Raw genomic sequence first — 25,992 nt, 5'->3', positions numbered from 1 at the left:
GGCTCAGCCCTTGAGGGCGAGCCTCACTTCCAGCCCTTCTCCAAGTACAGCTGGTCGAAGTTGACGTCGCAGGAGTTGCCGTCTTCGCAGGAGATCTTGATCTCGTTGCTGCCCTTGTTGAGCTGGATGGACGCGTAGGTGTTCGTCCAGCCCTTCTCGTAGTCGCCCTCGGGACCCTTCGAGAAGTTGGCCAGGTTCAGCGCGCGGCCCTGGGCCGTGCCGTTGACCGTGAGGGTGGCGTTGGCGTCCTTGCCCGGGACGCCGTAGATGACGTAGAGCGTGTACTTGCCGCCCTCCGGGACGTCCTCCGCCTTCCAGGTGATGGACGAGCCGACCGAGTTGAAGTTCCCCACGTAGAACCCGCCCTCCGACTTGGCGCCGGAGATGTCGGAGGCGATAGCCGCGTTGCCGCCGAGGAGGAGGGTCTTGGCCTCGGCCTTGGGGAGTTCGCCGGCTTCCGCCTTCTTCGACTTGCTGGCCGACGGGCTGGGGTCGGTGCTCTCCCCGGTGGTGGGGGTGGTGGAGGCGCCGGTGTCGTTGCCGGCGTTGTCCTTCGAGTTGTCGCTGAGCATGGCGACGCCGATCCCGATCACCACCGCGGCCAGCACGGCGATCGCACCGGTGAGGAGGCCCTTGGTGTTGGGGCCACGGCCTCGGCCGCCACCCCCGCCGTGACCCTGCTGACGGGTCGTCGGGGCGCCGCCGGAGAAGCTCTCGGGGGCCTGGTAGTGCGCGTTCGGCTGGCCGGGGCCGCCCTGCGGCTGGCCGTACCCCTGCTGCGGGACCTGCCCGTACTGCGCGGTGGGAGCCTGCGGAGCCTGCTGGGTCTGCTGCCCGTACTGGCGTTCGCCGACCGGTCGCGCCCGGTTGACCGCGTTCGGGTAGCCGTAGCTCGCGCTGGGCGGCTGGGCCCCTCTGGCCTGCCCGTCCTCGTAGAGGTAGCCGAACGGGTCGTCGTCCTCGGGCGTGCTCGCGCCGTTGTTGCCGGGCGTCATCCCTAGGTCTCCTCAGCGGTGCGGTACATACACGTACGGGTGGCGGGTTATTGCGTCGGGGTGTAGGAGAGCGAGCCTACCCGCTCGTGATGGTCCAAACGGGTGACTCGGACCTCATCACCCGGCCGACCCACCGCCCACCAGGCACTTTCCAGCCGCCGCCCGGCTCTGACCTGGGCTTATCCCTACATGTCGCGGGTGTCACTCCGACCGCTATCCGGCCCGCCTGTGCTGCCTGGGACGAGATCGTTTCTCGACGTACATCCGCTCGTCAGCTGATTTCAACACCTCGTCCGCCGTCATTCCGCAGTGCGCCCATCCGATGCCGAAACTGGCGCCGACGCGCATCGCGCGGCCGTCGACCCGAATCGGCTGGATGATCTCGTTGCGAAGGCGTACGGCGAGGTCCTGGGCGTCCGCGCGGCCGAGGCCGTCGGCGAGGACGACGAACTCGTCGCCGCCGAGCCGGGCCACCGTGTCGCCGTCGCGCACGCCCCGGCTGAGCCGCCGGGCCACCTCGATGAGGACGGCGTCGCCCGAGTTGTGCCCGAACCGGTCGTTGATCGACTTGAAACCGTCGAGGTCGCAGAAGAGCACCGCGAGCCCCTTGGTCCCGTCGTCCCGCTCGTCCTCGGGCGCGACGGTGTGCACATGGTGGTCGAAGGCGTCGTACGGTCCGCCGGCCATGTGGAAGTCGAAGGCGTGCCCGTGGTGTCCCGCGGCCTCGTACTCGTCGAACGACGGGTGCGGCAGCCGCGCCGCCTGCTCGGCGGCACCGTGCTCCCCGAACTCCCCCTGCTCCCCGACCTGCCCGAAGGCCGCGTTCATCGAGTCGGCCGCCGCGCCGGCCGGGAGCGACTGGGGGCGCTGACAGAGACGGGAGGAGAGGCGCGAGCGCAGCTCCGCGGAGTTCGGCAGCCCGGTGAGGGCGTCGTGCGAGGCCCGGTGCGCGAGCTGCAGCTCACGCCGCTTGCGCTCCTCGATGTCCTCGACGTGGGTGAGCAGGAAGCGGGGCCCGTCGGCGGCGTCCGCGACCACGCTGTTGCGCAGCGACACCCACACGTACGTCCCGTCGCGCCGCCCGAGCCGCAGCTCCGCGCGCCCGCCCTCGGCGGAGGTCCGCAGGAGGGTGCCTATGTCCTCGGGGTGGACGAGGTCGGAGAAGGAGTAGCGCCGCATCGCGGAGGCGGGCCGCCCGAGCAGCCGGCACAGCGCGTCGTTGGTCCGCAGGATCCGGCCGTGCTGATCGCCGCCCATCTCGGCGATGGCCATGCCGGAGGGGGCGTACTCGAAGGCCTGCCGGAAGGATTCCTCGCTGGCGCGCAGCGCCTGCTGCTCCCTTTCGAGCCTGACCAGTGCACGCTGCATGTTGGCGCGCAGGCGAGCGTTGCTGATCGCGATGGCGGCCTGGAACGCGTACATCTGAAGCGCTTCCCGTCCCCATGCGCCCGGTCGGCGACCGTTTCGCGGCCGGTCCACGGACACGACGCCGAGCAGCTCGCCGCAGGAGGCGCCAGGGGCGCCCGGGGTGTACATCGGGGCGAAGAGCCGGTCGGACGGATGCCACTCGTCCTCGAACCGGGGAGCGGGACCGTCGGTGTACCACTGCGGTACGTCGTCCTCGTCGAGCACCCAGCCCTCGGTGTGCGGTATGAACCGCAGGTCGCCCCAGGCCTCACCCATGGTCAGTCGGCGGTCCCAGGCGTCGCGGGAGCCGACACGGCCGGTGATCAGGGCCTCGGCTGCGCTGTTCCCGGCGAGGGCGGCGACGACGAGGTCGCCGTCGGGGCGGACGAGGTTCACGCAGGCCAGTTCGTAGCCCAGGCCGTTGACCACGCCGTCGGCGACGGTCTGCAGCGTGTCGGCCAGGCTGCGCGCGGTGTTCATGTCCGCCATCACCTTGTGCAGCTGCCGCAGTGTCGTCAGACGGACGTAGGGCTCCGAGTCGGTTTCCATTCGCCCTCCCCCCGAGATCTCGTGGCAGCTCCAGGCTCCAGGTAACCTGCTTAACTCGCGGGCTTACTACCGCTTACAGTTCCCGCTTACAGCTTGCAGCGTCCCCGCCACTGAATCACAGCGTGAAGCCCACTCGGTACACAGGGTCAACAAAATATGGCTCCTGTGACTCAAGTCACAACAGAAGATGAGCAATTGAGTGGAGTTTATGCGTTTCTCGCGTGCGCTTATTGAACAGAATTCAGAACTCTGTGTAGGCACTGTGCGCGGGTCGGATCAGCCCTGATCGAGGCCGATCGGGGCAGCCCATCGGGGCAGCCGATCGGGGGCCCACGCGGCGCCGCGTGGGACTGAGTGCGGCCGGGCGGTTCGCCCTAGGTCGTAGGTCCGGGAGACGGGTCGGACCCTGGCCCGATGTGTCGGCCGGTCGCCGAGGACTAGCGTGCGGACGTGTCGAAGACCCCACCCTCAGCCCTGCCGGTGCCACCGCGCACCGTTCCTACGGTTCCTCCCGCTCTTCCTGTTCCTCCCGCTCTTCCTGTTCTTCCCGCTCCTGACGCAAATCCGTCCGTGGTCGCGCGAAGCACCCCGGCTGCCCCCCGTTCCATGTCCGGCGGGCATGCTGAGGGGGTGAGTGAAGACGAGTTCCGTGCCGCGATGTCCCGACTGGCGGCCGGTGTGGTCCTGGTGACCGCGCACGAGGCGGCGCTGGATCCGGAGGGGCCGCGCGGCGAGGACGTCGGCATGACGGCCACCTCGTTCATGTCCGTGTCCCTCGACCCGCCCCTCGTCATGGTCAGCCTCCGCGAGGGTTCCCGCATGGACGACCTTCTCGACGAGCAGCCCCTGTGGGCCGTCTCCATCCTCTCCGACCACCAGCGCACCGTCGCCGGCCGCTTCGCCATGAAGGGCCGCGTGAGCGACCGCCTCCTCTTCGAGGACCTCCCGCACACCCGGGGCGGGATCACCGGCGCTCTCCTGATGGACGGCGCCCTGGCCACCCTGGAATGCCGCACCGAGCAACGCGTGACCGCCGGCGACCACACCCTCGTCATCGGCAGGGTCCTGGCTTCGACGGCGCCGGGTCCCGGAGGCGGCCCCCTGGCTCATTTCCGGGGCCGCTACAGGCATTTGGCCCCGTAAAGGCGTGAAGGCCGACCCCGTCAGGGGTGCGGGGGAACCACGCGCGCCGCCCCGGGCCTCAGCCCCAGTCCCGCCCCGTCCGTCCCCGCTTGGTGTCGGACCGCTGCTTCTTCTCCCGCAGCCGCCGTTCGTTGATCCCCCTCGGGATACGGGTCGCCCGCCGCTGCCTGGGCGGCGGCGCGGTCGCCTCCGCGAGCAGCGCGGCCAGCCGTACGGCGGCGGTCTCCCGGTTGCGCCACTGGGAACGGTGCTCGGAGGCCCGCACGCTGACGACCCCGTCGACGAGCCGCCCCGCGAGCCGCTCCAGCGCCCGCGCCTTCCACACCTCGGGGAGTGCCTCGGTGTTCGCGAGGTCGAACCGCAGCTCGACCTGGGTGTCACTGGTGTTGACGTGTTGTCCGCCGGGACCGGAGGACCGGGAGAAACGCCACATGAGCTCGGCCTCGGGAAGCGAGACGGAGCCACGGATGACGTGAGGACCGGACATGCCCCTATGGTCGCGCGAATGTCCGGTCCACGTCACGCCCTTTTCACCGCACCCGGCGATACTGCGACCGCATCCGGCGACAGTGCGGCCCGAACCCGGTCGAAACCTTGGGTAAAGAAAGTAAAAACCGCTGGAACCTCTGGCGCCCCTCCCGACGTTCATAGGGGTACAGGTAGCTTCGTCCCCGGCACGAAGCCCTAGCACGTACGCAACGAGGGAAGGACTCCCAACCATGGCTGTAAGCCTGTCCAAGGGTGGCAACGTCTCGCTCACCAAGGAGGCTCCGGGCCTGACCGCCGTCACCGTGGGCCTCGGCTGGGACGTCCGTAGCACCACCGGCACGGACTTCGACCTCGACGCCTCCGCGATCGCGGTCAACACGCAGGGCAAGGTCTACTCGGACGGCCACTTCGTCTTCTTCAACAACAAGCAGACCCCGGACCAGACCATCGTCCACACCGGTGACAACCGCACGGGTGAGGGCGCGGGCGACGACGAGGCGATCAACGTCAACCTGGCGGGTCTCCCCGCCGACATCGACAAGATCGTCTTCCCGGTCTCCATCTACGACGCGGAGAACCGTTCGCAGAACTTCGGCCAGGTCCGCAACGCCTACATCCGCATCCTCAACCAGGCCGGCGGCGCCGAGATCGCCCGCTACGACCTCTCCGAGGACGCAGCCACCGAGACCGCCATGGTCTTCGGCGAGCTGTACCGCAACGGCGCCGAGTGGAAGTTCCGCGCGGTCGGCCAGGGCTACGCCTCGGGCCTCGTCGGCATCGCCCAGGACTTCGGCGTCAGCGTCTGACGTTCCGACATCCGGGGCGCCGACGCCCCGCACCACACCACACCGCCGAAGGCCCCGCCGCGACGCCCGCCGTCGCAGCGGGGCCTTCGGCCGTCATGCCCTTCCCTCCACGTCCCGCCTCGCGTCCGCCTTCTTCTCCTGTTCGCACCCTCTTCGCACCCGTCTGCACGCCGTCTCTGCGCCGTCCGCACGCCGCCTTTGCGCCGTCTTTGCGCCGCCCTTGCGCCCGTCCTCACACCCGCCAGTCGGCGGAGTACTGGATGTGCAGCAAGGCGGGTACGTGCCGTCGGTTCCGCGGTCGCGACCATGACCCGGCTCCCAGCTCGACACAGAAGTGCCCTGCGTGCGGGTACTGGTACGGGAACGACGGGGCTTCGTCGACGAGGCCGCGCAGGGCGGTGCCGCTCTCGCGGAACGCGGTGGGGCTGCCCACGACGAAGAGCGTGTGCGCCGCGATGTCGAAGGCGAGGTGGTCGCGGTACGACCGGTAGTGCCGGCGCTGATAATCGATGGCGGCCTCGTCCGGGAAGTCCTGGTCCGGAGTGCTCGTCGTATGCGGCTTGCCGACGTCGAGCCGTGACCGCACCCGCTTCCACGAGGCGGTCGGAAACCGCAGGCCGTGGTGGACCAGAACCAGGTCCAGCGAGACGGGTTCCCCGCTCCCGACGACGACGGGAGCGGGGCAGGCACGGATCGGCATATGGATCAGCGACCGGGCGGACCGGGCGGCCAACGCCCACAGGGCCAGGAGCTGCTCCGCGCCGGCCCGATCGGCGTACATCGACAGCCAGTGATGGTCGTCACGCAACGCCAACCGTGCCGGGGACGGCGCCGGCCGGATCACCCGGAACTCATCGCCTCCCAGCCGGACCTTGTGCACACGCACCCGCTGCTCCACACGCCCCCCTCACGCCCCTCGGCTCTCCTACGTCCGGAGAAACTGTAGGTCCGATCAAGCCGCTCGGCGCGGAGCCAACTTCAGACCCGATGTCGGACCCGACGTCGGACCCGACGTCGGACTCCATCGATGACCCGATCGATGACCCGATGTCAGACCCGATCGATAACGTGCGGGGCATGCTGCTGCTCGAAGCCCTCCACACGGCCGAGGACGGAACCATCCCCGGCCCTCTCCTCGCCGAACTCACCGCCCTGCACGCCTCCAACCGCGACTTCTACGCCCTCAGCGGTGACTTCCCGGACGCGAACGACATCCGTCCCGAACAGGTGGCTGCGGCACTGTCGGTGGAGCTGGCCAACCCGGATGTGGAGATCCTGCTCGCCCGCGACGACGGCGACGGCGGCAGCACCAGCATCGCCACCGGCGGCGAGCACCGGCAGGAGCTGGGGCAGCTCGTCGGGGTCGCCATCACCCTCGCGCGTCATCCCGATCCGGCCGACCCCGACCCGTGGATCGGGCTGCTGCTCGTCGACGCCGCGGCTCAACGGCAGGGACACGGGCGAGAGTTGGCGGCCCTCGTCGAGGAACGGTTCCGGCAGGCAGGGCGTACCGCCGTACGGCTGGCGGCGCTCGACAACAACCCCGGCGCCCTGGCGTTCTGGACGTCCCTCGGTTACGAGGTCGTCGAGCGTCGCCGGGACCGCCAACTGGGCCGCCCGTGCACGGTGTTGCGTCGGACGCTGCGCAGGCTGCGCCGGGCCGCACGGGTCGCCGTACTCGATCCGGAGGGCGCCGTCTTCCTTTTCAAGTACCACAACGCGGAGGTGGGCGTGCACTGGGCCCTGCCCGGGGGCGGGCTGGAGGCGGATGAGACACCGCGCCAGGGTGCCCTGCGGGAGCTGCGCGAGGAAACGGGCTGGACGGACGTGGAGCCGGGCGCCTTCCTCTGTACCTGGGATCACGACTTCACCCGCGCCGACATCCCCGTCCGCCAGCACGACCACATGTACGTGGCCCGGGGCCCCCGCCGAGAGCCGGTCGGCGGCCTCCTCGCCGCCGCGCGGGCCAAGGAGGGCATCCTGGCCTGGCGCTGGTGGACCCGCCAGGAGCTCAAGGAGGCGCAGGGGAGCGTATGGCCGCCCGAACTGCCGCGGCTGCTGACGGAGTTCGAGGAGTCGGAGAATTCCGGGAAGTGAGGCCGCGGGACTGATTCCTCTCACGCCTCCGGCGGCTTGCCCTCCCCGTACAGCCATTCCTTCCAGATCGGGGTCAGGTCCGCGTCCGGGGCCCTCTTCTCCGCGAACTTCTCCACATACGCCGTGAAGTCGGCCGTGTCCGCGTTGCCGTGGCGGTGTGCGGTCGCCCAGCTCTGGATCAGCTCGAAGAACGCGTCGTCGCCGACCGCCTCTCGGATCTTGTGCAGGACCATGGCACCGCGTTCGTACACCGGGCTGTCGGAGATACGGGCGGCGCTCGGCGGCTTCGCGGGCGGGAAGTCCCAGACGGCCTCGTTCGAGGCGGCGTCCTGGAAGTAGTCGCCCTCGTACAGCGCGTCGAAGATCTCCTGGGCGGAGTCGCCGCCGTGGTCCTCCTCCCACAGCCATTCGGCGTACGTGGCGAAGCCCTCGTTGAGCCACATGTCCCGCCAGCTCTTCGGGGTGACGGAGTCGCCGTACCACTGGTGGGCCAGTTCGTGGACGAGGAGCGACAGGTCGGGGGCGCCGGGGAAGACGGGGCGGTTCTGGGTCTCCAGCGCGTACGCGATGTCCTCCGGCCGGTCGACGATCGCGCCGGTGGAGGAGAAGGGGTACGGGCCGAAGTTCCCCTCCGCCCATTCGATGACCTCAGGGATCCGGGCCAAAACCGCACGGCTGTCCTCGGCCTGCGCGGGATCGACAGCGACGTACACCGGAAGCCGTCCCGCGCCGGCACCCCGGCCCTCGCCCTCGCCCTCGCCCTCGCCCACCGTCGAGCGCCGGATCTCGTACGTGCCGATCGCGATCGTGGCCACATAGCTCGCCATCGGTTCGGCGACGTGCCAGGAGTACGTGGTACGACCGCCTTCGCCGGACTCGCTCTTCAACTCCCCGTTGGAGACGGCCCGCAGGCCCTCGGGCACGGTGACCGTGATGTCGTAGGTCGCCTTGTCGGAGGGGTGGTGGTTGCCGGGGAACCAGGTCATCGAGCCCGTCGGTTCGCCCAGCGCGAGGACGCCGTCGGCGGTCGGCAGCCAGCCCTCCCGGGAGCCGTCCGAGTCGGTGATCGTCTCCGGGACGCCGGAGTAACGCACCGTCGTGCGGAACGTCTCCCCTTCGCCGAGCCCGTTCTCGGGAGTGACGGTCAGCTCCTGCCCCGCCCGCTTCCGACGCGCCGCCACGCCCTCGACCGTGACCGACTCGACGTCCATCCCCTTCAGGTCGAGGTTGAAGGAGCCGAGGTCCCGCGTCGCCCGAGCGGTGATGACGGCGGTGCCGCGCAGCCGGGCCTCGGCGTGGGTGCCGGACGGGGGCTCGTATCCGAGGGTGAGGGCGTAGTGGGTGACGTCGTAGCCACCGTTGCCGAGCTGGGGGAAGTACGGGTCCCGGAGGCCGGCGGAGCCCCTGCTCTCCTCGGCCTCGCCGCCGCCCTCGGTGCATGACGTGAGCGTGAGTGCCAGCGCGACGGTGAGCAGGGCGGCCGGGACAACCGGTGCGGATCGGGACACGTCGGGGATCCTATGAGGACATGACACCATCGCCTACGTGCTCGACATCGGCTACGCCCTCTCCAACCGCTTCCCCGACCCGCCGCAGACGGACTACCGCCGCGCCGACGTGTACGCGCTGCGGCACGACCTGTTCTGCGGTGACGTCTACCTCGCCGACACCAAGGCGGACCGGGAGCTGTCCACAGCCTGGGGATGGGTGCCGGTGCTGGACTTCGCGTGGGCGCTGTGCGACATCGTGGAACTGCTCGACCAGGACCCGGCCGGGTCCCGTGCCTCCCGGCCCCAGTACGCGGAGCTCGACTTCACCGAGTCCACCGACCGCGTGCTCTTCGAGCGGCGCTTCGGGTGGGTGGACGTCGAGTCGGACTGGATGCCGGCCGAGGAACCACCGCTGACCTTCTCGCACGCCGAGCTCCGCCGCGAGGCCCGCGACTTCCTGCACGATGTGATCGCCGACCTCTGCGACCTCCACGACGCCCTGGCCGAGAACCCAGCGATCTGGACCCTCCAGTCCCGCTTTCCCCGGGTCCCGTAGGGGCGCCTGGTTGGTCCGCGGGTGGGTGGGGGCTGGTCCCGCAGTTCCCCACGCCCTGAAAGACGAGGGCCCTGCCTTGCTTTTCGGGGGCGGGGGCGGGGGCGCAGGGAACAGCGCGAGCAACCACGACGAACCCGCGCTGGGGGGGGGGTCGAAGGGGCGCAGCCTCTGGGTGGGCGAGAAGGGAAGCGACGGGTAGGCGCGGCGGAGGCGAACCCACCTGGCGCCCACGCTGCCCCACCCGGCACTCACACGGCCCCACCCAGCCCCGCCCGGCACTCACGCGGCCCCCACCCGCCACCCACCGGAGGTCACCCCTCCACCCGAATCCCCATCTCCCCCGCCAGCACCGGCGCCAGGTCCATCAACTGGGCCGTGCTGATCACCGCCCCCGACAACCGATCCACCCCGCGCGCGATCTCCACCGACGCGGCCCCCCGCAGATCCACATCCACCAGGGTCACGCCGCTCAGATCGGCCCCCTTCAACGCACACCCCACAAACGCGACCCGCTCCAGCCGCGCACCCGCGAAATCCGGCTCGACGAGCACGCAGTCCTCGAAGACCACGTCCTTGAGCCGGGCCTCACGCAGGTTGAGGTAGTCGATCTTCCCCCCACGCACGAGCACCCGCTCCAGCACGGCCCCGTGCAACTGCACCCCACCGAGCCGCGCGTCGACCAGCTCCACGTCACGCAGCGTCGCCTCGGCGAGATCCGTGCCGACACCCCGTATCCCGGTGAGGACGGAGTCGAGCACACGAGCCCGGTGCAGCCGCGTCTCGTCCAGCGCGCAGCCCGTCAGCGCGCAGTCCATGAAACGGGCGCCCCCGCCGTCCTGCCCGACGAAGTCCTCCTCGCGGAACTCCAGCCCGTCGTAGTCCCCGTCGGGCTCCAACCCCCCGCCCGCGTACGCCTCCAGCACCGGCAACCGCACCTCCGGCCGCCGCGCCGCCTTCACCACCGACCCCGACTTCGCCCTCACCATGCCCCCATCGTGCACCCCACCACTGACAATCCGCCTGACCTGCGCGAACATCCCGCCGGTCCTCCCACCGACAGCCCCATGTCACATTCCGGCGCCCTCGACCTGTCGTACTCGCAGACAGCCGCCAAGACGGCCGACACCGACCCAACACCGGCACCGGCACCGGCACCGGCACCGACCCGAGGGAGCCCCAGCCATGCACCGCACTCCAGCCGAGTCCCGCCGCCCCTCCTCCGGTACGGGCACCGCCCCCCGCACCCGTGCCGCACACCTCCCCGCCCCCACCCACCTCACCGTCATCGGCGGCGGTTTCGCCGGGCTCACCGCGGCGATCACCGCCGCCGAGGCGGGCGCGAAGGTCACCGTCCACGAGGCGCACCACACGCTCGGCGGCAGGGCGCGGACCGCGGAGGGGCCGTACCGGACGAACGAGGGACCGCACGCGCTGTACAGCGGCGGCCCGCACTGGACCTGGCTCGGGCAACGCGACCTGATCGGGCCGCTCGCGCCGCTTTCGCCCCTGGAGGCCGCCCGGCTGCGCCTGCACCACAAGGGCGCCCTGCGCCGGACCCCGCCGTTCACGATGCTCAAGCTCCTCCGCCCGCGCCGTACGGGCCAACAGGCGCCCATCGACGTCGACTTCCTCACCTGGGCGACCGAACAGGCCGGCGAGGAGGCCGCGCACGCCGCCGCCAACTACTCGGCGGTGGCGCTGTTCCACCACGACCCGGGCTCCCTGTCCGCCGCGTTCGTGCAGGAACGGCTGCGCCGGGCCACGAAGTTGCCCCCGGAGGCGCACTACCCGCGCGGCGGCTGGGCGAGCGTCATCGACCGGATGGCGGCCCGCGCCTGGAACCTCGGCGTCCGCATGGAGACCCTCAGCCGCGTCGACAGCCTCGACACCCTCAGCGGCGGCAACAGCCGCACGGGCAGGGGCAGGAGCGGGGGCACCGGCCCGATCATCGTCGCCACCTCCCTCGACGCCGCCCGCCGTCTGCTCAAGGACGACTCGCTGACCTGGCCGAGCGGCCGTACGGCACTCGTCGACCTCGCCGTACGCACCCGCCGGGGCGACGCGTTCGCGGTCTCCGACCTGGACGCGCCCGGCTGGATCGAACGGTTCACCGCACAGGACCGCACGCTGGCCCCGGCGGGCGAGCAGCTGCTCCAGGGGCAGTTCCCGATCGGTCCGCACGCGTCGCGGGCGGACGGCGTCGCCCGAGCCGAACGCCTGCTCGATCTGGGGTTCCCCGGCTGGCGGGACCGGGTCACCTGGCGGCGCGAGGCGACCGCGAACGGCCGTACGGGCGCGGTCGATCTGCCCGGCACCAGCTGGCGCGACCGCCCGGCCGTGGACCGGGGCGACGGCGTGTACCTCGCGGGCGACCAGGTCGCGGCGCCGGGCGTGCTGTCGGAGGTGTCGTTCAACAGCGCCCTCGCGGCCGTCTCGCTGGCGCTGGGCAGGAGGTCGAAGAACACCCTTGACCTCAAGCACGCTTGAGGCCGGAGGCTGAGGCTCGCCGGGCGCGGCCAAGCGCACACACGCCACGCGAAACGCGAGCCACCGCTCAAGCGCACGCCCGAGCACGCCCAAGCACGCCCAGGGGGACTCCATGCACGCCATCCGTCTGCACGCCTTCGGCCCGGCCGAGAACCTCACGTACGAGAAGGTCACCGACCCCGAGCCCGGTCCGGGCCAGGTGCGTGTCGCCGTCGCCGCGGCGGGCGTACATCTGCTGGACGCGGCCATCCGCGAGGGTCTTCCGGGGCCGGGACCCGCGCCCGAACTGCCCACGATCCCCGGCCGCGAGATCGCCGGCGTCGTCGAGGCGCTCGGGGAGGGCGTCCCGGAACGCTGGCTCGGCAGGCGGGTCACCGCTCACCTCGGCTTCGTGCCCGGCGGCTACGCCGAGTTGGCCGTCACGGAAATCGAACGGCTGCACGAGATCCCGGAGAACCTCGACTTCGCCGAGGCCGTCGCGATGATCGGCACGGGCCGTACGGCGATGGGCATCCTGCTCTTCGCCGAACCGGGCCCGGACGACGTGGTGGTGATCCCGGCCGCGGCCGGCGGTCTCGGCACGCTCCTCGCGCAGTACGCCAAGAACGCGGGCGCCACGGTCATCGGCCTGGCCGGCGGCCCCGAGAAGACGGCCCGGGTGGCGGCGAACGGCGCCGACCTCGCCGTCGACTACACGGACCCGGCGTGGCCGGAGAAGGTCGCGGCGTACCGGGGGAAAGCCACGATCGTCTTCGACGGGGTCGGCGGGGCGGCGGCGCGGGAGTCCGTCGCCCTCCTGGCCCCCGGCGGCAGACACCTCGTCTTCGGCTGGTCGGCGGACGGGATCGCGAAGGGCGGACCGTACGTCGTCGAGGGCGTCTCGGAGTCGGTCCTGGGCGAGGAGATGCGGCGCCGGGCGGGCGGCCCCGACCCCATCCGCACCCTCGAACTCCGCGCCCTCGCCGAAGCCGCCACCGGCCGCCTCACCCCGGCCGTCCACCGCTTCCCCCTCACCCGGGCAGCCGCCGCCCACCGCGCCCTGGAGAACCGCGGCACCACCGGCAAGGTCGTCCTGGAACCATGACGTCACATGCGCCCCGGTCCGGGCAGGTGACCATCGCTCCTCCGCCGTCGACACGCGGCGTCCTGCGCCCTCAGTGCCGTCCCGCCACCCGGTCCGCCCACCGCGCCAACCGCGACGACTCCCCCTTGTTCGAGGCCGCCTCCCGCCGGTCGGCGGCGCGGTAGGTCGCGTACATGCCCTGCACCCCCGCCCAACGCAACGGCTCCGGCTCCCACTTGCGCACCCGGTGGTTCACCCACGGCAGCGAGGTCAGCTCCGTCGCCCCGGCCTGCCCGGAGTCCCGCTGGACGAGATCGCGGAGGGTGCGGGCGGCGAGGTTGGTGGTGGCCACACCGGAGCCGACGTAACCACCCGCCCAGCCGAGCCCCGTCGACCGGTCGAGGGTGACCGTGGCACACCAGTCACGGGGGACCCCGAGCACCCCCGACCAGGCATGGGCGACCCTCACCCCCGCCAACGAGGGGAAGAACCTCACCAGGATCTCGTACAGCGCCTCGACCGTCGCCGCCTGCGTACGCCCGTCGTTGTCCGTCCGCGACCCGAAGCGGTACGGCACTCCGCGGCCGCCGAGCGCGATCCGGTCGTCGGCGGTGCGCTGGGCGTACATGTACGCGTGCGCCATGTCGCCGAGCGTCTCGCGGCCCTCCCAGCCGATCGTCGCCCACTGCTCGGCGGTCAGCGGCTCGGTGGCGATCATCGACGAGTTCATCGGCAGCCAGGTCCGCCGCTGCCCCTTGAGGTTCGCCGTGAAGCCCTCCGTGCAGCGCAGTACGTAGGGCGCCCGGACCGTGCCGTACGGCGTGACCGCGTGCCCCGGCCGGATCGCGGTCACCGGCGTCAGCTCGTGCACGGTCACCCCCAGCCCCTCGACGACGGCGGCCAGCCCCGTCACCAGCTTCACCGGGTTCAGCCGCGCCCCGTGCGGCGTCCACGTCGACCCCACGGCATCGGCGACCCTGATCCGCTCGGCCGTCTCCCGCGCGCCGTACAGCTCACGGTCGTCCTCCCCGTACGCGAGTTCGTGCGCGTGAAAGGCCTTGAGCCGCCCCAACTGAGCAGGGGTGTACGCGACTTCGAGCACCCCGCCCCGATGGATGTCCGCCTCGACACCCTCCGCCCCCGCCACCCGCACGACCTCGTCGACGGTCTCGTTCATGGCCTTCTGCAACCGCACGGCGGCGTCCCGCCCGTGCAGCCGCGCATACCGGTCCCGCCCCGCGACCCCGTTGTAGAGCCACCCGCCATTGCGACCCGAAGCCCCGTACCCGCAGAACTTCTGCTCCAGGACGACGACCCGCAGGGAAGGGGCGGCCTTCTTCAGGTAATAGGCCGTCCACAGCCCGGTGTACCCGCCCCCCACGATCACCACATCGGCGGACGCGTCCCCGGCCAGCGGCTCCCTCGGAACGGGAACGCCGGCCTGCGCGTACCAGAAGGAGATCCCACCGTTGACGGTGCCGGCCATCGCGTCCGAGCTGCTCATGACCGGACGCTAACCCCTGCCGACGGCCCCTGTCTGCTACGGATTTCGTGGCGTGCGAGCCTCCGGCGGGCCGGAAATCCAGGGAACTGCGGGCAGGCGCGCGCGTAGTGTCGCCCGCATGATCGACACCATCTCGGTACCGGAGAAACTGGCCGCCACACTGGAGATGTTCTTCGAGGAGGAGGGCCTGGCCTTCGCCGCCGCCCTTCCCGACCTGGCCGCCGGATTCCTGGACCGCTGGGGCCTGCGCCTCGACGGCCCGGCCATGCACGGCATGTGCGCCCTGGTCCTGCCCGTGGTCCGCACGACCGACGACACCACGGCGGTCCTCAAGCTCCAGATCCTCGACGACGAGAGCGAGGGCGAGCCGGTCGCCCTGCGCGTCTGGAACGGCGACGGCGCGGTACGGCTCCTCGCCCACGACGACGAGACGGGCACCATGCTGCTCGAACGCCTCGACCCGGCCCGCATGCTGTCCCACGAACCCGACACCCGCGAGGCCGTCCTGGTCATCGCCCGCCTACTGGCCCACCTGACCACCACACCGGCCCCGCCGACCATGCGCCGCCTGTCCGACATCGCGACGGACATGCTGGACCGCACCCCCGCGGTCCTGGCCCGCATCCCGGACGGGTCCGACCGCCGCCTGATCGCGGACTGCGCGGCGGCGCTGCGGGAGGTCGTGTCCGAACCCGGCGACCGCCTCCTCCACTGGGACCTGCACTTCGACAACGTCCTGGGCGCCGATCGCGCCCCCTGGCTCGCCATCGACCCCAAGCCCCTCGCCGGTGACCCCGCCTTCGAACTCTGGCCGGCCCTGAACAACCGCTTCGACCCCGCCGACGTCCCCTGGCGCTTCGACGCGATGACCGACGTCCTGTCCCTCGACCGCGAACGGGCCCGCGCCTGGACCTTCGCCCGCCTCCTCCAGAACGCCGTCTGGGAGATCGAAGAAGGCCGCCCCCTCGACCCCGACGACCTGGAACTCGCCCGCCGCCTCCGCTGACCCACCCCTCCGACAACAAGATCCCGGGCCGCCATCGCGACCCGGGATCCCCGGAGCCCCCTGTCGGATTCGAACCGACGACCTACGCATTACAAGTGCGTTGCTCTGGCCAGCTGAGCTAAGGAGGCGTGCCCCTCGCGGGGGCGCCCGTGCAGTGTACCCACGTCACAGGGTGTGCTCGTCGAAAATTTCCGCGAAGTTCACAGGGGTCCAGGTACTGACAGACCAGGTGAACGACAGGTACCGTCCTGACCCAATCCACTCCCGTGGACTACACCACCGTGGAACCGTCCGCGGTGGATCACCACCTTTACTCGGATCGTCCGGCACGTTCCTGCCGGTGAAGGGGGCCTACGACCCATGGCCACAGTTTCGTTCGACAAGGCGACCCGGATCTACCCGGGTTCCACCAAGCCCGCCGTCGATGCTCTGGAGATCGACATCGAGGACGGCGAGTTCCTCGTCCTCGTCGGTCCGTCCGGTTGCGGCAAGTCCACCTCGCTCCGCATGCTCGCGGGGCTCGAGGACGTCAACGGCGGCGCCATCCGCATCGGTGACCGCGACGTCACGCACCTGCCGCCGAAGGACCGGGACATCGCCATGGTGTTCCAGAACTACGCGCTGTACCCGCACATGTCGGTCGCCGACAACATGGGCTTCGCGCTCAAGATCGCCGGCGTGAACAAGGCGGAGATCCGTAAGAAGGTCGAGGAGGCCGCGAAGATCCTCGACCTCACGGACTACCTGGACCGCAAGCCGAAGGCCCTCTCCGGTGGTCAGCGTCAGCGTGTCGCCATGGGCCGTGCCATCGTGCGTGAGCCCCAGGTCTTCCTCATGGACGAGCCGCTGTCGAACCTCGACGCCAAGCTCCGTGTCTCGACCCGTACGCAGATCGCGTCCCTGCAGCGCCGCCTCGGCATCACCACCGTCTACGTCACCCACGACCAGGTCGAGGCCATGACGATGGGCGACCGTGTGGCGGTCCTCAAGGACGGTCTGCTCCAGCAGGTCGACACCCCGCGCAACATGTACGACCGCCCGGCCAACCTCTTCGTCGCCGGCTTCATCGGCTCCCCGGCCATGAACCTGGTCGAGGTCCCGATCACCGACGGCGGCGTGAAGTTCGGCAACAGCGTCGTCCCGGTCAACCGTGACGCCCTCAAGGCCGCCTCCGACAAGGGCGACACCACGGTCACCGTCGGTGTCCGTCCCGAGCACTTCGACATCGTGGAGCACGGCGGCGCCGCCGCCACCGCCCTGTCCAAGGAGACCGACGACGCCCCGGCCGGCCTCGCCGTCACCGTCAACGTCGTCGAGGAGCTCGGCGCCGACGGTTACGTCTACGGCACCGCCGAGGTCGACGGCGAGACCAAGGACCTCGTGGTCCGCGTCAACGGCCGCCAGGTCCCGGAGAAGGGCGCGACGCTGCACGTCGTGCCGCGTCCGGGCGAGAACCACGTGTTCTCGACCTCCACGGGCGAGCGCCTCTCCGACTGACCCCGGACACGGCGCGTTCATGACCGTTCGCGAAACCACCGGCCCGGGATAAATCACCCAGGTTGACGAAGAAGGCCCCGCAAACATCTGCGGGGCCTTTTTCGCTGCCACCAACTACCCCGGCAAATAGGCTCATTTCGACCAGTGTGCGTCAACCCATCACACAGAAGAAGGCGCTTCGGCATCCCCCGTACCGGTGACCTAATGTCGCCATATCACTACCCCGCGCTACCCTCACTCGCGTGAAGCACACCCACACCCACACCCACACCCAACGGACGCGGCACGGTCGCGGTCCCGCCCGCAGGATCGGCCGTTCCCTGGCCCTGGTCCTGCCCGTCGTCCTCGTCCTCTCCGGCACCCTCGCGGTCACCCGGGTCAACTGGTCGGGCGCCGACCCCGCGGAGTCTGTGCTCGCCGGCTCGGAGGTCTCCCAGCGCGCCAAGACCCGCGCCCCGCACGAGGTGCTGCGCGACAGGCTCCTCGTGGAACTCCAGAAGGAGGACCCGGGCGTCGCCCTCACCCACCTCCAGCAGGCGGTCAACGGCCGCCCGGCACTGGCGAAGCACTGCACCACCATCGCCCGCGCCCTCGGCCGCGCCGCGGTCCGCGCCTACGGCCCCACCCGCGCCCAGTCCTACGCCCGCCCGGTCTGTGACACGTCCTTCGCGACAGGAGTGGCCGCCCAATACAGCTGAGGACGCGCGAAGCACCGCTGAGGGCCCCGCAGGGCCGCAGAAGCCCCAGCGGCTTCTCCACGGCGTTCCGCGGCCTCCCGCAGCCTTCCCACGGCCTCCCACGGCCTCCCACGGCCTCCCACGGCCTCCCACGGCCTCCCACGGCCTCCCACGGCCTCCCACGGCCTCCCACGGCCATCCTCCGGCCTCAGTGCCTCCCCAACGGCTCCCGGAGGTCCCGAAAGGATCCCAAGAAGCCCCAAGGGCTCGCCCCCGTATACCGATCCCAGGGCCGTGCTCCCGCGAACGGGGCGCCACGTACAGTTCGGGCATGACCGATCCGAACGCCGCGTCGCGCCCCGTTCAAGCCGTGGTCCTCGCAGGTGGCCAGGGCTCCCGGCTGCGTCCGTACACCGACGACCGGCCCAAGCCCATGGTCGAGATCCCCGGCACGGGCACCCCGATCATCGGCCATCAGCTCACCTGGCTCGCCGAGGAGGGCGTGACCGACGTGGTCGTCTCCTGCGGCCATCTCGCCGACGTCCTGCAGAAGTGGCTGGACTCGGCGGACCTGCCGGTCCGCGTCACCACGGTCGTCGAGACGGAACCCCTGGGCCGAGGCGGAGGCCTCAAGTACGCCGCCGCCCACCTCCCACACCCCGACCGCCCCTGGTACGCCACCAACGGCGACATCTGGACCCGCTTCTCGCTCCGCGACATGGCGGACTTCCACGCCGAACGCGACGCCCTCGCCACGCTCGCCCTGGCCCGCCCCCGCATCCCCTGGGGCGCCGTGAAGACGGACGGCTTCGGCCGTGTGACGGACTTCATCGAGGCCCCGCCCACGACGTACGAGATCAACGCCGGCGTCTACGTGTTCTCCCCCGAGTTCACCGACCTCCTCCCAGTCCGGGGCGACCACGAACGCACCACCTTCCCCCGCCTGGCCCGAGAGCGCCGCCTCGCCGGCTTCCCTATCCCCCAGGGCGCCTACTGGCGAGCCATCGACACGGCAAAGGACCTGACAGAAGCAGCGAAGGAGCTGTCGGCACTGAACCGTTAGCGGTCACTGAACCGTCAGCGGATCGCCGAGCCACCAGAGCCGCCCTGAACGGTCAGAGCAGCCGCCCTGAACCGTCAGAGCGGCGTCTACTCATAAGGCCGCCGGACAGCCACCGGTCACCAAAGGGGCGCGGGGAACTGCGCGACAAGCCACGAACAACCCGCGGTCGCCCTAAAGCGCTCCCCACGAGCTATCAGGCGCTCCCCCCATCTCTCTCCCCCTCCCGCCAAAACACGACAATGGGCCCCGCGCAAAAAATCACGCGGGGCCCATCGGCCCATCAACACGTCGGCTCAGCCGGAGGAACTACCCGAGCAGTCCCCCCACCAGCCCAGGCTGCCCACCCGAGGAACTCCCCCCGGTGGACCCACCGGTCGACCCGGTAGCCCCCCCGGTCGCACCGCCGGAGGCCCCGCTGGAGCTCGGCCCGGCAGTGGTGCTCGGCACCTGCTCGTCCGGCGTGGTCTGCTGCGGCGGCGCCTGCCCCGCCGTCGTCCCCTGCGTCTGGCTCGGCTGCCCCCCGGTGACCGCCCCGGTGGACCGCGTGGCCCCCGGCGTCGTAGCCGCCTGCGAAGGCTTCGCCGACGTCGCGCCCGCGGTGGGCGAGTCGGACGCGGACGGGCTGTTCTCACGCCGCGCGCTGGGCTCACCCGGCAGCGGTGCCCCCGGCAGCTCGTTGCGCGGCGCCTCCCCGGGCCCGGGGACGACGATCCGGTCGGCGTCCCGCACGGCACCGCCGAGCACGGACCCCACGAGCAGTGTCAGCCCGACGACGATCGCGGTGACGATCACGCCCCGCCGCAGCACATAGCGCCGCAGCTCCCAGATGTCGGCGCGCGGCCCGAGCGTGCGCCAGGCACCGCCCGCGAGCCGCCCGTCGACCGAGTACACCGGCGCGCCCGCGATGATCAGCGGGGACCAGGCGGCGAGGTAGATGATGTCGGGCGTCTCGTAGACGGGGACGGTCTTCCAGCTGACGGTGACGAGCAGCGCGGCCGACAACAGTGCCCCGACGCCGGCGGCGACCCGCTGCCAGAGTCCGAGGATGGTCAGCACACCGACGATGACCTGGGCGAAGGCGATGACGAGCCCCGAGCCCACCGGGTGTTCGAGGGCGAACTGCCGCAGCGGCTCGGCCACCTCCCACGGGTGCAGCGTGTTCAGCCACTTCACCATGGAGCCGCGCTTGCCGCCGTCGAAGTAGTGCGGGTCGCAGAGCTTGCCCATGCCGGCGTAGACGGAGATGAACCCGAGGAAGACGCGCAGCGGCAGCAGCACCACGCCGAGGTTCATCCGGCGGCCGGGGTAATAGGCGTGCCGGACGGGCTCGTTGCCGGTCCGGAGTCCGCTCCGCTCGTCCTCGCCGTCGTCGTACGGCTCCTCGAACTCCCCGTCGGCGTAGGCGCCCTGGCCGTAGCGTGCCGCCTGGTCGTACTCCGACTGGTCGTACTCCGGCTCGTCGTATGTGCTGCCGACGGTACGCATGGCGGGGAGCAGCCGGGTGCCGTCGGGGGCGGCGAGATCGCCGTGGCTGCGCTGGCTGCCGACGATGGGCGTCTCGACGGTCTCGACGGTCAAGTCGGCGCCGTAGCGCCCGCTTTGGTCGCCGTAGCGCCCGCTCTCCGTGTCGTAGCCGCCGCGGCCCAGACCGTCGACGCGTGGGATGACCTGGGTCGAGCCGGTGTCGCTCAAGGGGTCGGGGACCCCGCGGCCGACGCCCGCGCCGCGTACCGCCTGGAGGAGTCGGTGGGCTCCGGTGTCGTCCGGCGCGGACTTGCCGCTCCAGACGACGGGCGCCCGCCGACGCCCGGCGGCGGGCGCGCCGGAACGCCCGGCCGTGCCCACGACCGGGATACGCGCGGTGTCCTCGCCGACTCTCAAGTGCCGTGCGATGCGCGGGGACGCCCGCGTGGAGACGCCCAACTGCACGCGAAAGCTCGCGTGGTTGACGATGACCTGCGCCGGATCGCTCGGCACCTTCACCATGCTCAGCGCGGGAGCGTCGTCGAATCCCGAGTCGAATCCCGACGAACGGTCCCCCGTGGGTGTGCGGGGTGTTCTGGTGTCCACACTCATCTAACCGAGTGACGTGTCGTTAGGACACTGCTTTGACCGCCCCGATCTGTCCGGACCCCGTCAAGGTGATCCAGAACATCCCGAACCCGCAGTTGAGGCCCGGTTTCCCACCCGCCCCGACAACAGGACTACGCCCTGCGCGCGCCGCCTCGTACAGCACAACTCCCGCCGCGACAACGGCGTTCGACGACGACCGGTCCCCACCCGGCATCGGAATCCGCACCCGGTAGTCGCGGGACCGCTCCCGCCCGCGACCCTCGCACCGCTTCGCGGACTTCACGAGGCCGCGCCGGCCGCCGGGCGCCGCTCATTCGCCGAGCAGGACCGTCAGGCCCGACGCCGAGCCGCCTCGTACAGCACGATCCCGGCCGCCACGCCCGCGTTCAACGACTCCGCGCCACCCGGCATCGGAATCCGCACCCGGTAGTCGCAGGTCTCGCCGACGAGACGGGACAGGCCCTTGCCCTCGCTGCCGACCACGATGACGACCGGGCCGCCGAGGGCCTCCAGGTCACCGATCTCGGACTCGCCGTCGGCGGCGAGACCGACCACGGCGACACCGGCCTTCTTGTAGGCCTCCAGCGCGCGCGTGAGGTTGGTGCAGCGGGCGACGGGCGTCCGGGCCGCCGTGCCGGCGGACGACTTCCAGGCACCGGCGGTCATGCCGGCCGCGCGCCGCTCGGGTACGACGACGCCGTGGCCACCGAATGCGGAGACGGACCGGACGACGGCACCGAGATTGCGCGGGTCGGTCACCCCGTCCAGCGCGACGATCAGCGGGTCCTCGCCCCCGTCGTGCGCGGCGGCCACCAGGTCCTCGGGGTGCGCGTACTCGTACGGCGGGACCTGGAGGACGAGCCCCTGGTGGTTGAGCCCGTTCGTCATGCGGTCCAGCTCGGGCCGCGGCGCCTCCATGAGGTTGATGCCGCCGCGCTCGGCCGCGAGCTGCAGCGCCTCACGCACCCGCTCGTCGTTGTCGATGAACTGCTGGACGTAGAGCGTCGAGGCGGGCACGCCCTCGCGCAGCGCCTCGACGACGGGGTTGCGCCCGACGACCATCTCGGACGTGCCCTTGCCGCCCCGGCCCCGCGCCGCGGGTCGGCGTGCGGCCTGCTTCGCCTTGGCGTTGGCGACGCGGTTCGCCTTGTGCTTCTTGCGCATCTCGGCGGGCGGCGTCGGGCCCCTGCCCTCCAGCCCCTTGCGTCGCTGGCCGCCACTGCCGACCTGCGCGCCCTTCTTGCCGGACATGCGGCGGTTGTTAGCGGCCATGACCTACCCGTCTGTGTGAAGCGTGCGTGTGTACGTATTCGTGTGTGCTCAATGCAGTGTGCCGCCCGGACGGCCGGGCGGCACAATCGATCAAGGTCGATCGATCAGGATGACCGGAGGACTCAGCGCGGGCCGAGCGTCCAGCGCGGACCGTCCGGGCTGTCCTCGATGACCAGACCCGACTGGTTGAGCTGGTCGCGGATGGCGTCCGCGGTGGCCCAGTCCTTACGGGAACGGGCGGCCTCGCGCTGCTGGAGAACGAGTCCGACGAGCGTGTCGACGACCCCGTGGAGGTCCTCGCCGCGGTCACCGCCGTCACCGGCCCAGTGCTCGCCCAGCGGGTCGAGGCCGAGCACGCCGAGCATGGCCCGCACTTCGGCGAGCCGCGCCACGGCCTCTTCCTTGTCGTCGGCTGCCAGCGCGCTGTTGCCCTGGCGGACCGTGGTGTGCACGACGGCGAGCGCCTGCGGCACCCCCAGGTCGTCGTCCATCGCCTCGGCGAACGCCGGCGGCACCTCGGCCGCGGGCTCGACGACGCCGCCCGCCTTCTCGACGACCCGCTGGACGAACCCCTCGATACGGGCGAACGCCGACTCGGCCTCGCGCAGGGCGTCCTCGCTGTACTCGATCATCGACCGGTAGTGCGGGGTGCCCAGGTAGTAGCGGAGCACGATGGGCCGCCAGCGCTTGACCATCTCGCTCACGAGCACCGAGTTGCCCAGTGACTTGGACATCTTCTCGCCGCTCATGGTGACCCAGGCGTTGTGCACCCAGTACGTGGCGAAGTCGTCGCCGAAGGCCTTGGCCTGCGCGATCTCGTTCTCGTGGTGCGGGAAGATCAGGTCGAGTCCGCCGCCGTGGATGTCGAAGGCGCTGCCCAGGTACTTGTGCGCCATGGCCGAGCACTCCAGGTGCCAGCCCGGCCGCCCGCGCCCCCAGGGCGTCTCCCAGGTCGGCTCCCCCGGCTTCGCCGACTTCCACATGGCGAAGTCACGGGGATCGCGCTTACCGGTCTCGCCCTCGCCCGAGGGCTGGAGGAGGTTGTCGAGCTCCTGGTTGGACAGCCGCAGATACTCGGGGAACGACCGCACGTCGAAGTAGACGTTCCCGTCGGCCTCGTAGGCGTGACCGCGCTCGATCAGCCCCCGCATCATCTCGACCATCTCGGTCACATGCCCGGTGGCACGCGGCTCGTAGGTCGGCGGCAGGCAACCGAGCACGCCGTACCCGTCGTTGAACGCGCGCTCGTTCTCGTAACCGATCGACCACCAGGGGCGGCCCTGGTCGGCCGCCTTCGCGATGATCTTGTCGTCGATGTCCGTGACATTCCGGACGAACGTCACTTCGTACCCGCGGTACTCGAACCACCGGCGCATGATGTCGAAGTTGAGCCCCGACCGGATGTGCCCGATGTGCGGGGCCGCCTGCACCGTGGCGCCACACAGGTAGATCGAGACACAACCCGGCGTGAGCGGGGCGAAGTCACGAATCTGCCGGGCGCTGGTGTCGTGCAGGCGAATAGTCACGCCCTCAAGGGTAGTGGGCCAGCGGCTGTGCCCCCAGCCTTTCCCCCCGAGAACAGCACATCCGTGACGTCCGGCGACAACAGCGCCCCCGAAGGGGCGCGGTGAACCGCGCGCCAAGGGGAACGGGAACCGCGCGACTCAGCCCACGCGCACGACGAGCGCCGTGGCGATCGCCATCAACCCCTCGCCCCGCCCCGGGAACCCCAGCCCGTCCGTGGTCGCCCCGGACACCGAGACCGGCGCCCCCACGACGTCCGAAAGCACCTTCTGCGCCTCGTCCCTCCGCTTGCCGATCTTCGGCCGGTCACCCACCACCTGCACGGCCACGTTGCCGATGACGAACCCCGCGGCCCGCACGATCCGCGCCGCCTCCGCCAGCAACGTCACCCCGGACGCCCCGGACCACTCGGGCCGACCCGTACCGAAGTGCCGGCCCAGATCACCGAGCCCGGCGGCGGAGAACAACGCGTTGCAGGCGGCGTGCGCCACGACGTCCGCGTCGGAGTGGCCGGCCAGCCCCGGCCCCTCCCCCTCCCACTTCAGTCCGGCGCACCACAGCTCCCGCCCTTCCTCGAAGGCGTGGATGTCGGTACCGATCCCGACCTGCGGCAGCACCACGGAACCCGGCACGGACGCCACCGGCGCGGACGGCACCGGCGCGGGCCCGGAACCCACTGAGCTCTCAGAACCCATCGTTCAGCCTCCTGCGCGCCAGAACCGCCTCCGCGAGCACCAGATCCAGTGGCCGTGTCACCTTGAACGCCTCCTCGTGCCCCGGCACGACCACGACCCCCAGCCCGAGCCGCTCCACCATGCTCGCGTCGTCGGTCACCTCCCCGGTGACCGTCTCGTGCGCCCGGACCAGCGTCTCCCGGTCGAACCCCTGCGGTGTCTGCACGGCTCGCAGCCGCGCCCGCTCGGGCGTGGCGACGACCGGCTCCGGCGCACCCGGCGCGTCCGCCGGCTCGACCTCCTTGACCGTGTCCGCGAGCGGCAGCGCGGGCACCACGGCGGGCGCCCCGTCGCGTACGGCCTCGATGACGGCGTCGACCGTGTCGACGGGCACGAGCGGACGGGCCGCGTCGTGGACGAGGACGATGTCGTAGCCGGGCGGAAGCGCGTCGAGCCCGTGCTTCACCGACTCCTGGCGGGACTCGCCTCCGGGTACGACGAGGAAATCCGTCCGCTCCGGCAGGGCGTGCGTGTCGAGCAGGGTCTTGACCTCAGGGGCGCCGTCGGGCGGCGCCACGACGATCACCAGGGAGACGGCGCGGGACGCGGCCATGGCCCGCACCGCGTGGATCAGCATCGGAGTGCCGTTCAGCGCGCGTAGCGCTTTGGGGGCGCCCGGACCGAGGCGTACGCCCCGGCCGGCGGCCGGAATCACGGCCGCCGTACGGGTTGGCGTACCGGCTGCGGAAGGCGAAGGGCGCGAATCGTCAGACATCGGTTCCTGTCAGGTTTGTGTGCTCGGCCTACGTGGGTATGGCCACAGCGTGCCGGGCGCGACACCTTGACCGGACCCTTCCGTGACATCTGGTCGAGCCAGCTGCCCGGGCCCGGCACACCAGTACGCGTACTCAGTACTTTGAGCACCGGGGCACGTTAAGTATCGCCGAGTATCAGGGTCACCATTGAGGCGTTCGGCATCCGGACACGAACATGCCGCAGCGCCCGGCGACATTACATACGTCATCGGGCACCGCGGCATTTGCGATGTGCTGCGCTGAACGGCTGAGCGGGCTGGCTGCCTGCCTCAGGAGTCAGTTCAGGACGCGAGGACCTCGTCGAGCAGGGCCTCGGCCTTGTCCTCGTTCGTGTTCTCCGCGAGGGCGAGCTCGCTCACGAGGATCTGGCGTGCCTTGGCGAGCATGCGCTTCTCACCGGCGGACAGTCCGCGCTCACGCTCACGACGCCACAGGTCGCGCACTACTTCCGCGACCTTGATGACATCGCCGGAGGCGAGCTTCTCCAGATTTGCCTTGTAGCGACGCGACCAGTTCGTGGGCTCCTCGGCATACGGCGCACGCAGCACCTCGAAGACCCGGTCCAGGCCGTCTTGACCGACCACATCACGTACGCCGACGAACTCCGCATTGTCCGCTGGCACACGCACCGTCAGGTCGCCCTGAGCGACCTTGAGCACCAAGTAGGTCTTGTCCACGCCTTTGATCTGGCGAGTTTCGATGGCCTCAATCAGCGCGGCCCCGTGATGGGGATAGACCACGGTGTCGCCAACCTTGAACGTCATGTGACAGGTACCCCTTCCGTGGCTATCCAGGGTAACACGGA

Annotated in this window: 23 protein-coding genes and 1 tRNA gene; 10 read left to right on the top strand and 14 right to left on the bottom strand. The window is 70.9% G+C overall.

Features of this window, described 5'->3' with window-relative positions; all coding sequences use genetic code 11:
* Positions 1 to 23: 23 nt before the first annotated feature.
* Together OG622_RS26755 and cdgB are read right to left on the bottom strand one after the other, a co-directional pair.
* Complete coding sequence (locus OG622_RS26755) at positions 24 to 995, bottom strand: CBM35 domain-containing protein (protein WP_371579160.1); 972 nt, start codon at positions 993 to 995, stop codon at positions 24 to 26.
* Positions 996 to 1,208: 213 nt separating this feature from the next.
* Positions 1,209 to 2,951, bottom strand: coding sequence for a diguanylate cyclase CdgB (gene cdgB / locus OG622_RS26750; protein ID WP_371579159.1), 1,743 nt, complete (start codon positions 2,949 to 2,951; stop codon positions 1,209 to 1,211).
* 630 nt (positions 2,952 to 3,581) lie between these two features.
* Here cdgB and OG622_RS26745 point away from each other — a divergent pair.
* On the top strand, positions 3,582 to 4,094 hold the full coding sequence (locus tag OG622_RS26745) for a flavin reductase family protein (protein ID WP_371579158.1): 513 nt from the start codon (positions 3,582 to 3,584) through the stop codon (positions 4,092 to 4,094).
* Between the two features lie 58 nt (positions 4,095 to 4,152).
* Here OG622_RS26745 and arfB read toward each other — a convergent pair whose 3' ends face one another.
* Positions 4,153 to 4,581 carry an alternative ribosome rescue aminoacyl-tRNA hydrolase ArfB gene (gene arfB / locus OG622_RS26740; protein WP_371579157.1) on the bottom strand — a complete coding sequence of 143 codons (429 nt, stop codon included), beginning with the start codon at positions 4,579 to 4,581 and terminating at the stop codon, positions 4,153 to 4,155.
* 232 nt (positions 4,582 to 4,813) lie between these two features.
* Between arfB and OG622_RS26735 the strand changes: the two genes are divergently transcribed.
* A complete protein-coding gene (locus tag OG622_RS26735; RefSeq protein WP_371579156.1) occupies positions 4,814 to 5,389 on the top strand; it encodes a TerD family protein in 576 nt (191 codons plus the stop codon).
* 232 nt (positions 5,390 to 5,621) lie between these two features.
* On the opposite strand, the gene OG622_RS26730 is transcribed toward OG622_RS26735, so the two are convergent.
* Positions 5,622 to 6,275: a hypothetical protein gene (locus tag OG622_RS26730; RefSeq protein WP_371579155.1), complete on the bottom strand. Its 654-nt coding sequence runs from the start codon at positions 6,273 to 6,275 to the stop codon at positions 5,622 to 5,624.
* Between the two features lie 194 nt (positions 6,276 to 6,469).
* On the opposite strand from OG622_RS26730, the gene OG622_RS26725 reads away from it, so the two are divergent.
* Positions 6,470 to 7,486, top strand: a complete 1,017-nt coding sequence (locus tag OG622_RS26725) for a GNAT family N-acetyltransferase (RefSeq protein WP_371584224.1) — start codon at positions 6,470 to 6,472, stop codon at positions 7,484 to 7,486.
* A 20-nt stretch (positions 7,487 to 7,506) separates the two neighbouring features.
* On the opposite strand, the gene OG622_RS26720 is transcribed toward OG622_RS26725, so the two are convergent.
* Positions 7,507 to 9,024 (bottom strand): M1 family metallopeptidase, encoded by a 1,518-nt coding sequence (locus OG622_RS26720; protein WP_371579154.1) that lies wholly within the window; start codon positions 9,022 to 9,024, stop codon positions 7,507 to 7,509.
* Positions 9,025 to 9,031: 7 nt separating this feature from the next.
* Between OG622_RS26720 and OG622_RS26715 the strand changes: the two genes are divergently transcribed.
* Positions 9,032 to 9,532, top strand: a complete 501-nt coding sequence (locus OG622_RS26715) for a hypothetical protein (RefSeq protein WP_371579153.1) — start codon at positions 9,032 to 9,034, stop codon at positions 9,530 to 9,532.
* A 311-nt stretch (positions 9,533 to 9,843) separates the two neighbouring features.
* Here the strand turns inward: OG622_RS26715 and OG622_RS26710 are convergent, their stop codons facing one another.
* Positions 9,844 to 10,518: a pentapeptide repeat-containing protein gene (locus OG622_RS26710; protein WP_371579152.1), complete on the bottom strand. Its 675-nt coding sequence runs from the start codon at positions 10,516 to 10,518 to the stop codon at positions 9,844 to 9,846.
* A 196-nt stretch (positions 10,519 to 10,714) separates the two neighbouring features.
* On the opposite strand from OG622_RS26710, the gene OG622_RS26705 reads away from it, so the two are divergent.
* Together OG622_RS26705 and OG622_RS26700 are read left to right on the top strand one after the other, a co-directional pair.
* On the top strand, positions 10,715 to 12,019 hold the full coding sequence (locus OG622_RS26705; RefSeq protein WP_371579151.1) for an FAD-dependent oxidoreductase: 1,305 nt from the start codon (positions 10,715 to 10,717) through the stop codon (positions 12,017 to 12,019).
* 112 nt (positions 12,020 to 12,131) lie between these two features.
* Positions 12,132 to 13,103 carry a zinc-binding dehydrogenase gene (locus OG622_RS26700; protein WP_371579150.1) on the top strand — a complete coding sequence of 324 codons (972 nt, stop codon included), beginning with the start codon at positions 12,132 to 12,134 and terminating at the stop codon, positions 13,101 to 13,103.
* A gap of 70 nt (positions 13,104 to 13,173) precedes the next feature.
* Here the strand turns inward: OG622_RS26700 and OG622_RS26695 are convergent, their stop codons facing one another.
* Positions 13,174 to 14,586: an NAD(P)/FAD-dependent oxidoreductase gene (locus OG622_RS26695; protein WP_371579149.1), complete on the bottom strand. Its 1,413-nt coding sequence runs from the start codon at positions 14,584 to 14,586 to the stop codon at positions 13,174 to 13,176.
* Between the two features lie 118 nt (positions 14,587 to 14,704).
* Here OG622_RS26695 and OG622_RS26690 point away from each other — a divergent pair, with 118 nt between their 5' ends.
* Positions 14,705 to 15,592 carry an aminoglycoside phosphotransferase family protein gene (locus OG622_RS26690; protein ID WP_371579148.1) on the top strand — a complete coding sequence of 296 codons (888 nt, stop codon included), beginning with the start codon at positions 14,705 to 14,707 and terminating at the stop codon, positions 15,590 to 15,592.
* A 54-nt stretch (positions 15,593 to 15,646) separates the two neighbouring features.
* On the opposite strand, the gene OG622_RS26685 is transcribed toward OG622_RS26690, so the two are convergent.
* Positions 15,647 to 15,720 (bottom strand) — tRNA-Thr (locus OG622_RS26685).
* Between the two features lie 232 nt (positions 15,721 to 15,952).
* Here OG622_RS26685 and OG622_RS26680 point away from each other — a divergent pair.
* The 3 genes from OG622_RS26680 (at position 15,953) to OG622_RS26670 (ending at position 18,829) form a co-directional block, all read left to right on the top strand.
* Positions 15,953 to 17,089, top strand: coding sequence for an ABC transporter ATP-binding protein (locus tag OG622_RS26680; RefSeq protein WP_371579147.1), 1,137 nt, complete (start codon positions 15,953 to 15,955; stop codon positions 17,087 to 17,089).
* A gap of 242 nt (positions 17,090 to 17,331) precedes the next feature.
* Positions 17,332 to 17,787: a hypothetical protein gene (locus OG622_RS26675; RefSeq protein ID WP_371579146.1), complete on the top strand. Its 456-nt coding sequence runs from the start codon at positions 17,332 to 17,334 to the stop codon at positions 17,785 to 17,787.
* Between the two features lie 310 nt (positions 17,788 to 18,097).
* Complete coding sequence (locus tag OG622_RS26670; RefSeq protein ID WP_371579145.1) at positions 18,098 to 18,829, top strand: NDP-sugar synthase; 732 nt, start codon at positions 18,098 to 18,100, stop codon at positions 18,827 to 18,829.
* A 306-nt stretch (positions 18,830 to 19,135) separates the two neighbouring features.
* Here OG622_RS26670 and OG622_RS26665 read toward each other — a convergent pair whose 3' ends face one another.
* The 6 genes from OG622_RS26665 to OG622_RS26640 form a co-directional block, all read right to left on the bottom strand.
* A complete protein-coding gene (locus tag OG622_RS26665) occupies positions 19,136 to 20,899 on the bottom strand; it encodes a DoxX family membrane protein (RefSeq protein WP_371584223.1) in 1,764 nt (587 codons plus the stop codon).
* Between the two features lie 333 nt (positions 20,900 to 21,232).
* On the bottom strand, positions 21,233 to 22,174 hold the full coding sequence (rlmB, locus tag OG622_RS26660; protein ID WP_371579144.1) for a 23S rRNA (guanosine(2251)-2'-O)-methyltransferase RlmB: 942 nt from the start codon (positions 22,172 to 22,174) through the stop codon (positions 21,233 to 21,235).
* Positions 22,175 to 22,296: 122 nt separating this feature from the next.
* Positions 22,297 to 23,700: a cysteine--tRNA ligase gene (gene cysS, locus OG622_RS26655; protein WP_371579143.1), complete on the bottom strand. Its 1,404-nt coding sequence runs from the start codon at positions 23,698 to 23,700 to the stop codon at positions 22,297 to 22,299.
* Between the two features lie 138 nt (positions 23,701 to 23,838).
* Positions 23,839 to 24,393 carry a 2-C-methyl-D-erythritol 2,4-cyclodiphosphate synthase gene (gene ispF / locus OG622_RS26650; RefSeq protein WP_371579142.1) on the bottom strand — a complete coding sequence of 185 codons (555 nt, stop codon included), beginning with the start codon at positions 24,391 to 24,393 and terminating at the stop codon, positions 23,839 to 23,841.
* The gene (gene ispD, locus OG622_RS26645; RefSeq protein WP_371579141.1) at positions 24,383 to 25,147 is read right to left on the bottom strand and encodes a 2-C-methyl-D-erythritol 4-phosphate cytidylyltransferase; all 765 of its coding nucleotides are present in this window, start codon (positions 25,145 to 25,147) and stop codon (positions 24,383 to 24,385) included. The genes ispF and ispD overlap by 11 nt, the downstream gene beginning before the upstream one ends.
* A gap of 321 nt (positions 25,148 to 25,468) precedes the next feature.
* Positions 25,469 to 25,951 (bottom strand): CarD family transcriptional regulator, encoded by a 483-nt coding sequence (locus OG622_RS26640; protein ID WP_003953493.1) that lies wholly within the window; start codon positions 25,949 to 25,951, stop codon positions 25,469 to 25,471.
* Positions 25,952 to 25,992 lie beyond the last annotated feature (41 nt).

It is taken from the genome of Streptomyces sp. NBC_01314 (assembly GCF_041435215.1).
Classification (GTDB): domain Bacteria; phylum Actinomycetota; class Actinomycetes; order Streptomycetales; family Streptomycetaceae; genus Streptomyces.
Note: the sequence above shows the minus strand (reverse complement) of the source record. Positions and strands in the feature narration are given on the sequence as shown.

What these genes read in the sequence shown, in the direction of transcription:
- OG622_RS26720 (WP_371579154.1), bottom strand. Translation starts at nt 9,024, where the DNA reads ATGGTGTCATGTCCTCATAGGATCCCCGACGTGTCCCGATCCGCACCG.
- OG622_RS26735 (WP_371579156.1), top strand. Translation starts at nt 4,814, where the DNA reads ATGGCTGTAAGCCTGTCCAAGGGTGGCAACGTCTCGCTCACCAAGGAG.
- rlmB (WP_371579144.1), bottom strand. Translation starts at nt 22,174, where the DNA reads ATGGCCGCTAACAACCGCCGCATGTCCGGCAAGAAGGGCGCGCAGGTC.
- OG622_RS26690 (WP_371579148.1), top strand. Translation starts at nt 14,705, where the DNA reads ATGATCGACACCATCTCGGTACCGGAGAAACTGGCCGCCACACTGGAG.
- OG622_RS26755 (WP_371579160.1), bottom strand. Translation starts at nt 995, where the DNA reads ATGACGCCCGGCAACAACGGCGCGAGCACGCCCGAGGACGACGACCCG.
- OG622_RS26695 (WP_371579149.1), bottom strand. Translation starts at nt 14,586, where the DNA reads ATGAGCAGCTCGGACGCGATGGCCGGCACCGTCAACGGTGGGATCTCC.
- arfB (WP_371579157.1), bottom strand. Translation starts at nt 4,581, where the DNA reads ATGTCCGGTCCTCACGTCATCCGTGGCTCCGTCTCGCTTCCCGAGGCC.
- OG622_RS26670 (WP_371579145.1), top strand. Translation starts at nt 18,098, where the DNA reads ATGACCGATCCGAACGCCGCGTCGCGCCCCGTTCAAGCCGTGGTCCTC.
- OG622_RS26705 (WP_371579151.1), top strand. Translation starts at nt 10,715, where the DNA reads ATGCACCGCACTCCAGCCGAGTCCCGCCGCCCCTCCTCCGGTACGGGC.
- ispF (WP_371579142.1), bottom strand. Translation starts at nt 24,393, where the DNA reads ATGGGTTCTGAGAGCTCAGTGGGTTCCGGGCCCGCGCCGGTGCCGTCC.
- OG622_RS26710 (WP_371579152.1), bottom strand. Translation starts at nt 10,518, where the DNA reads ATGGTGAGGGCGAAGTCGGGGTCGGTGGTGAAGGCGGCGCGGCGGCCG.
- cdgB (WP_371579159.1), bottom strand. Translation starts at nt 2,951, where the DNA reads ATGGAAACCGACTCGGAGCCCTACGTCCGTCTGACGACACTGCGGCAG.
- OG622_RS26680 (WP_371579147.1), top strand. Translation starts at nt 15,953, where the DNA reads ATGGCCACAGTTTCGTTCGACAAGGCGACCCGGATCTACCCGGGTTCC.
- OG622_RS26640 (WP_003953493.1), bottom strand. Translation starts at nt 25,951, where the DNA reads ATGACGTTCAAGGTTGGCGACACCGTGGTCTATCCCCATCACGGGGCC.
- ispD (WP_371579141.1), bottom strand. Translation starts at nt 25,147, where the DNA reads ATGTCTGACGATTCGCGCCCTTCGCCTTCCGCAGCCGGTACGCCAACC.
- OG622_RS26700 (WP_371579150.1), top strand. Translation starts at nt 12,132, where the DNA reads ATGCACGCCATCCGTCTGCACGCCTTCGGCCCGGCCGAGAACCTCACG.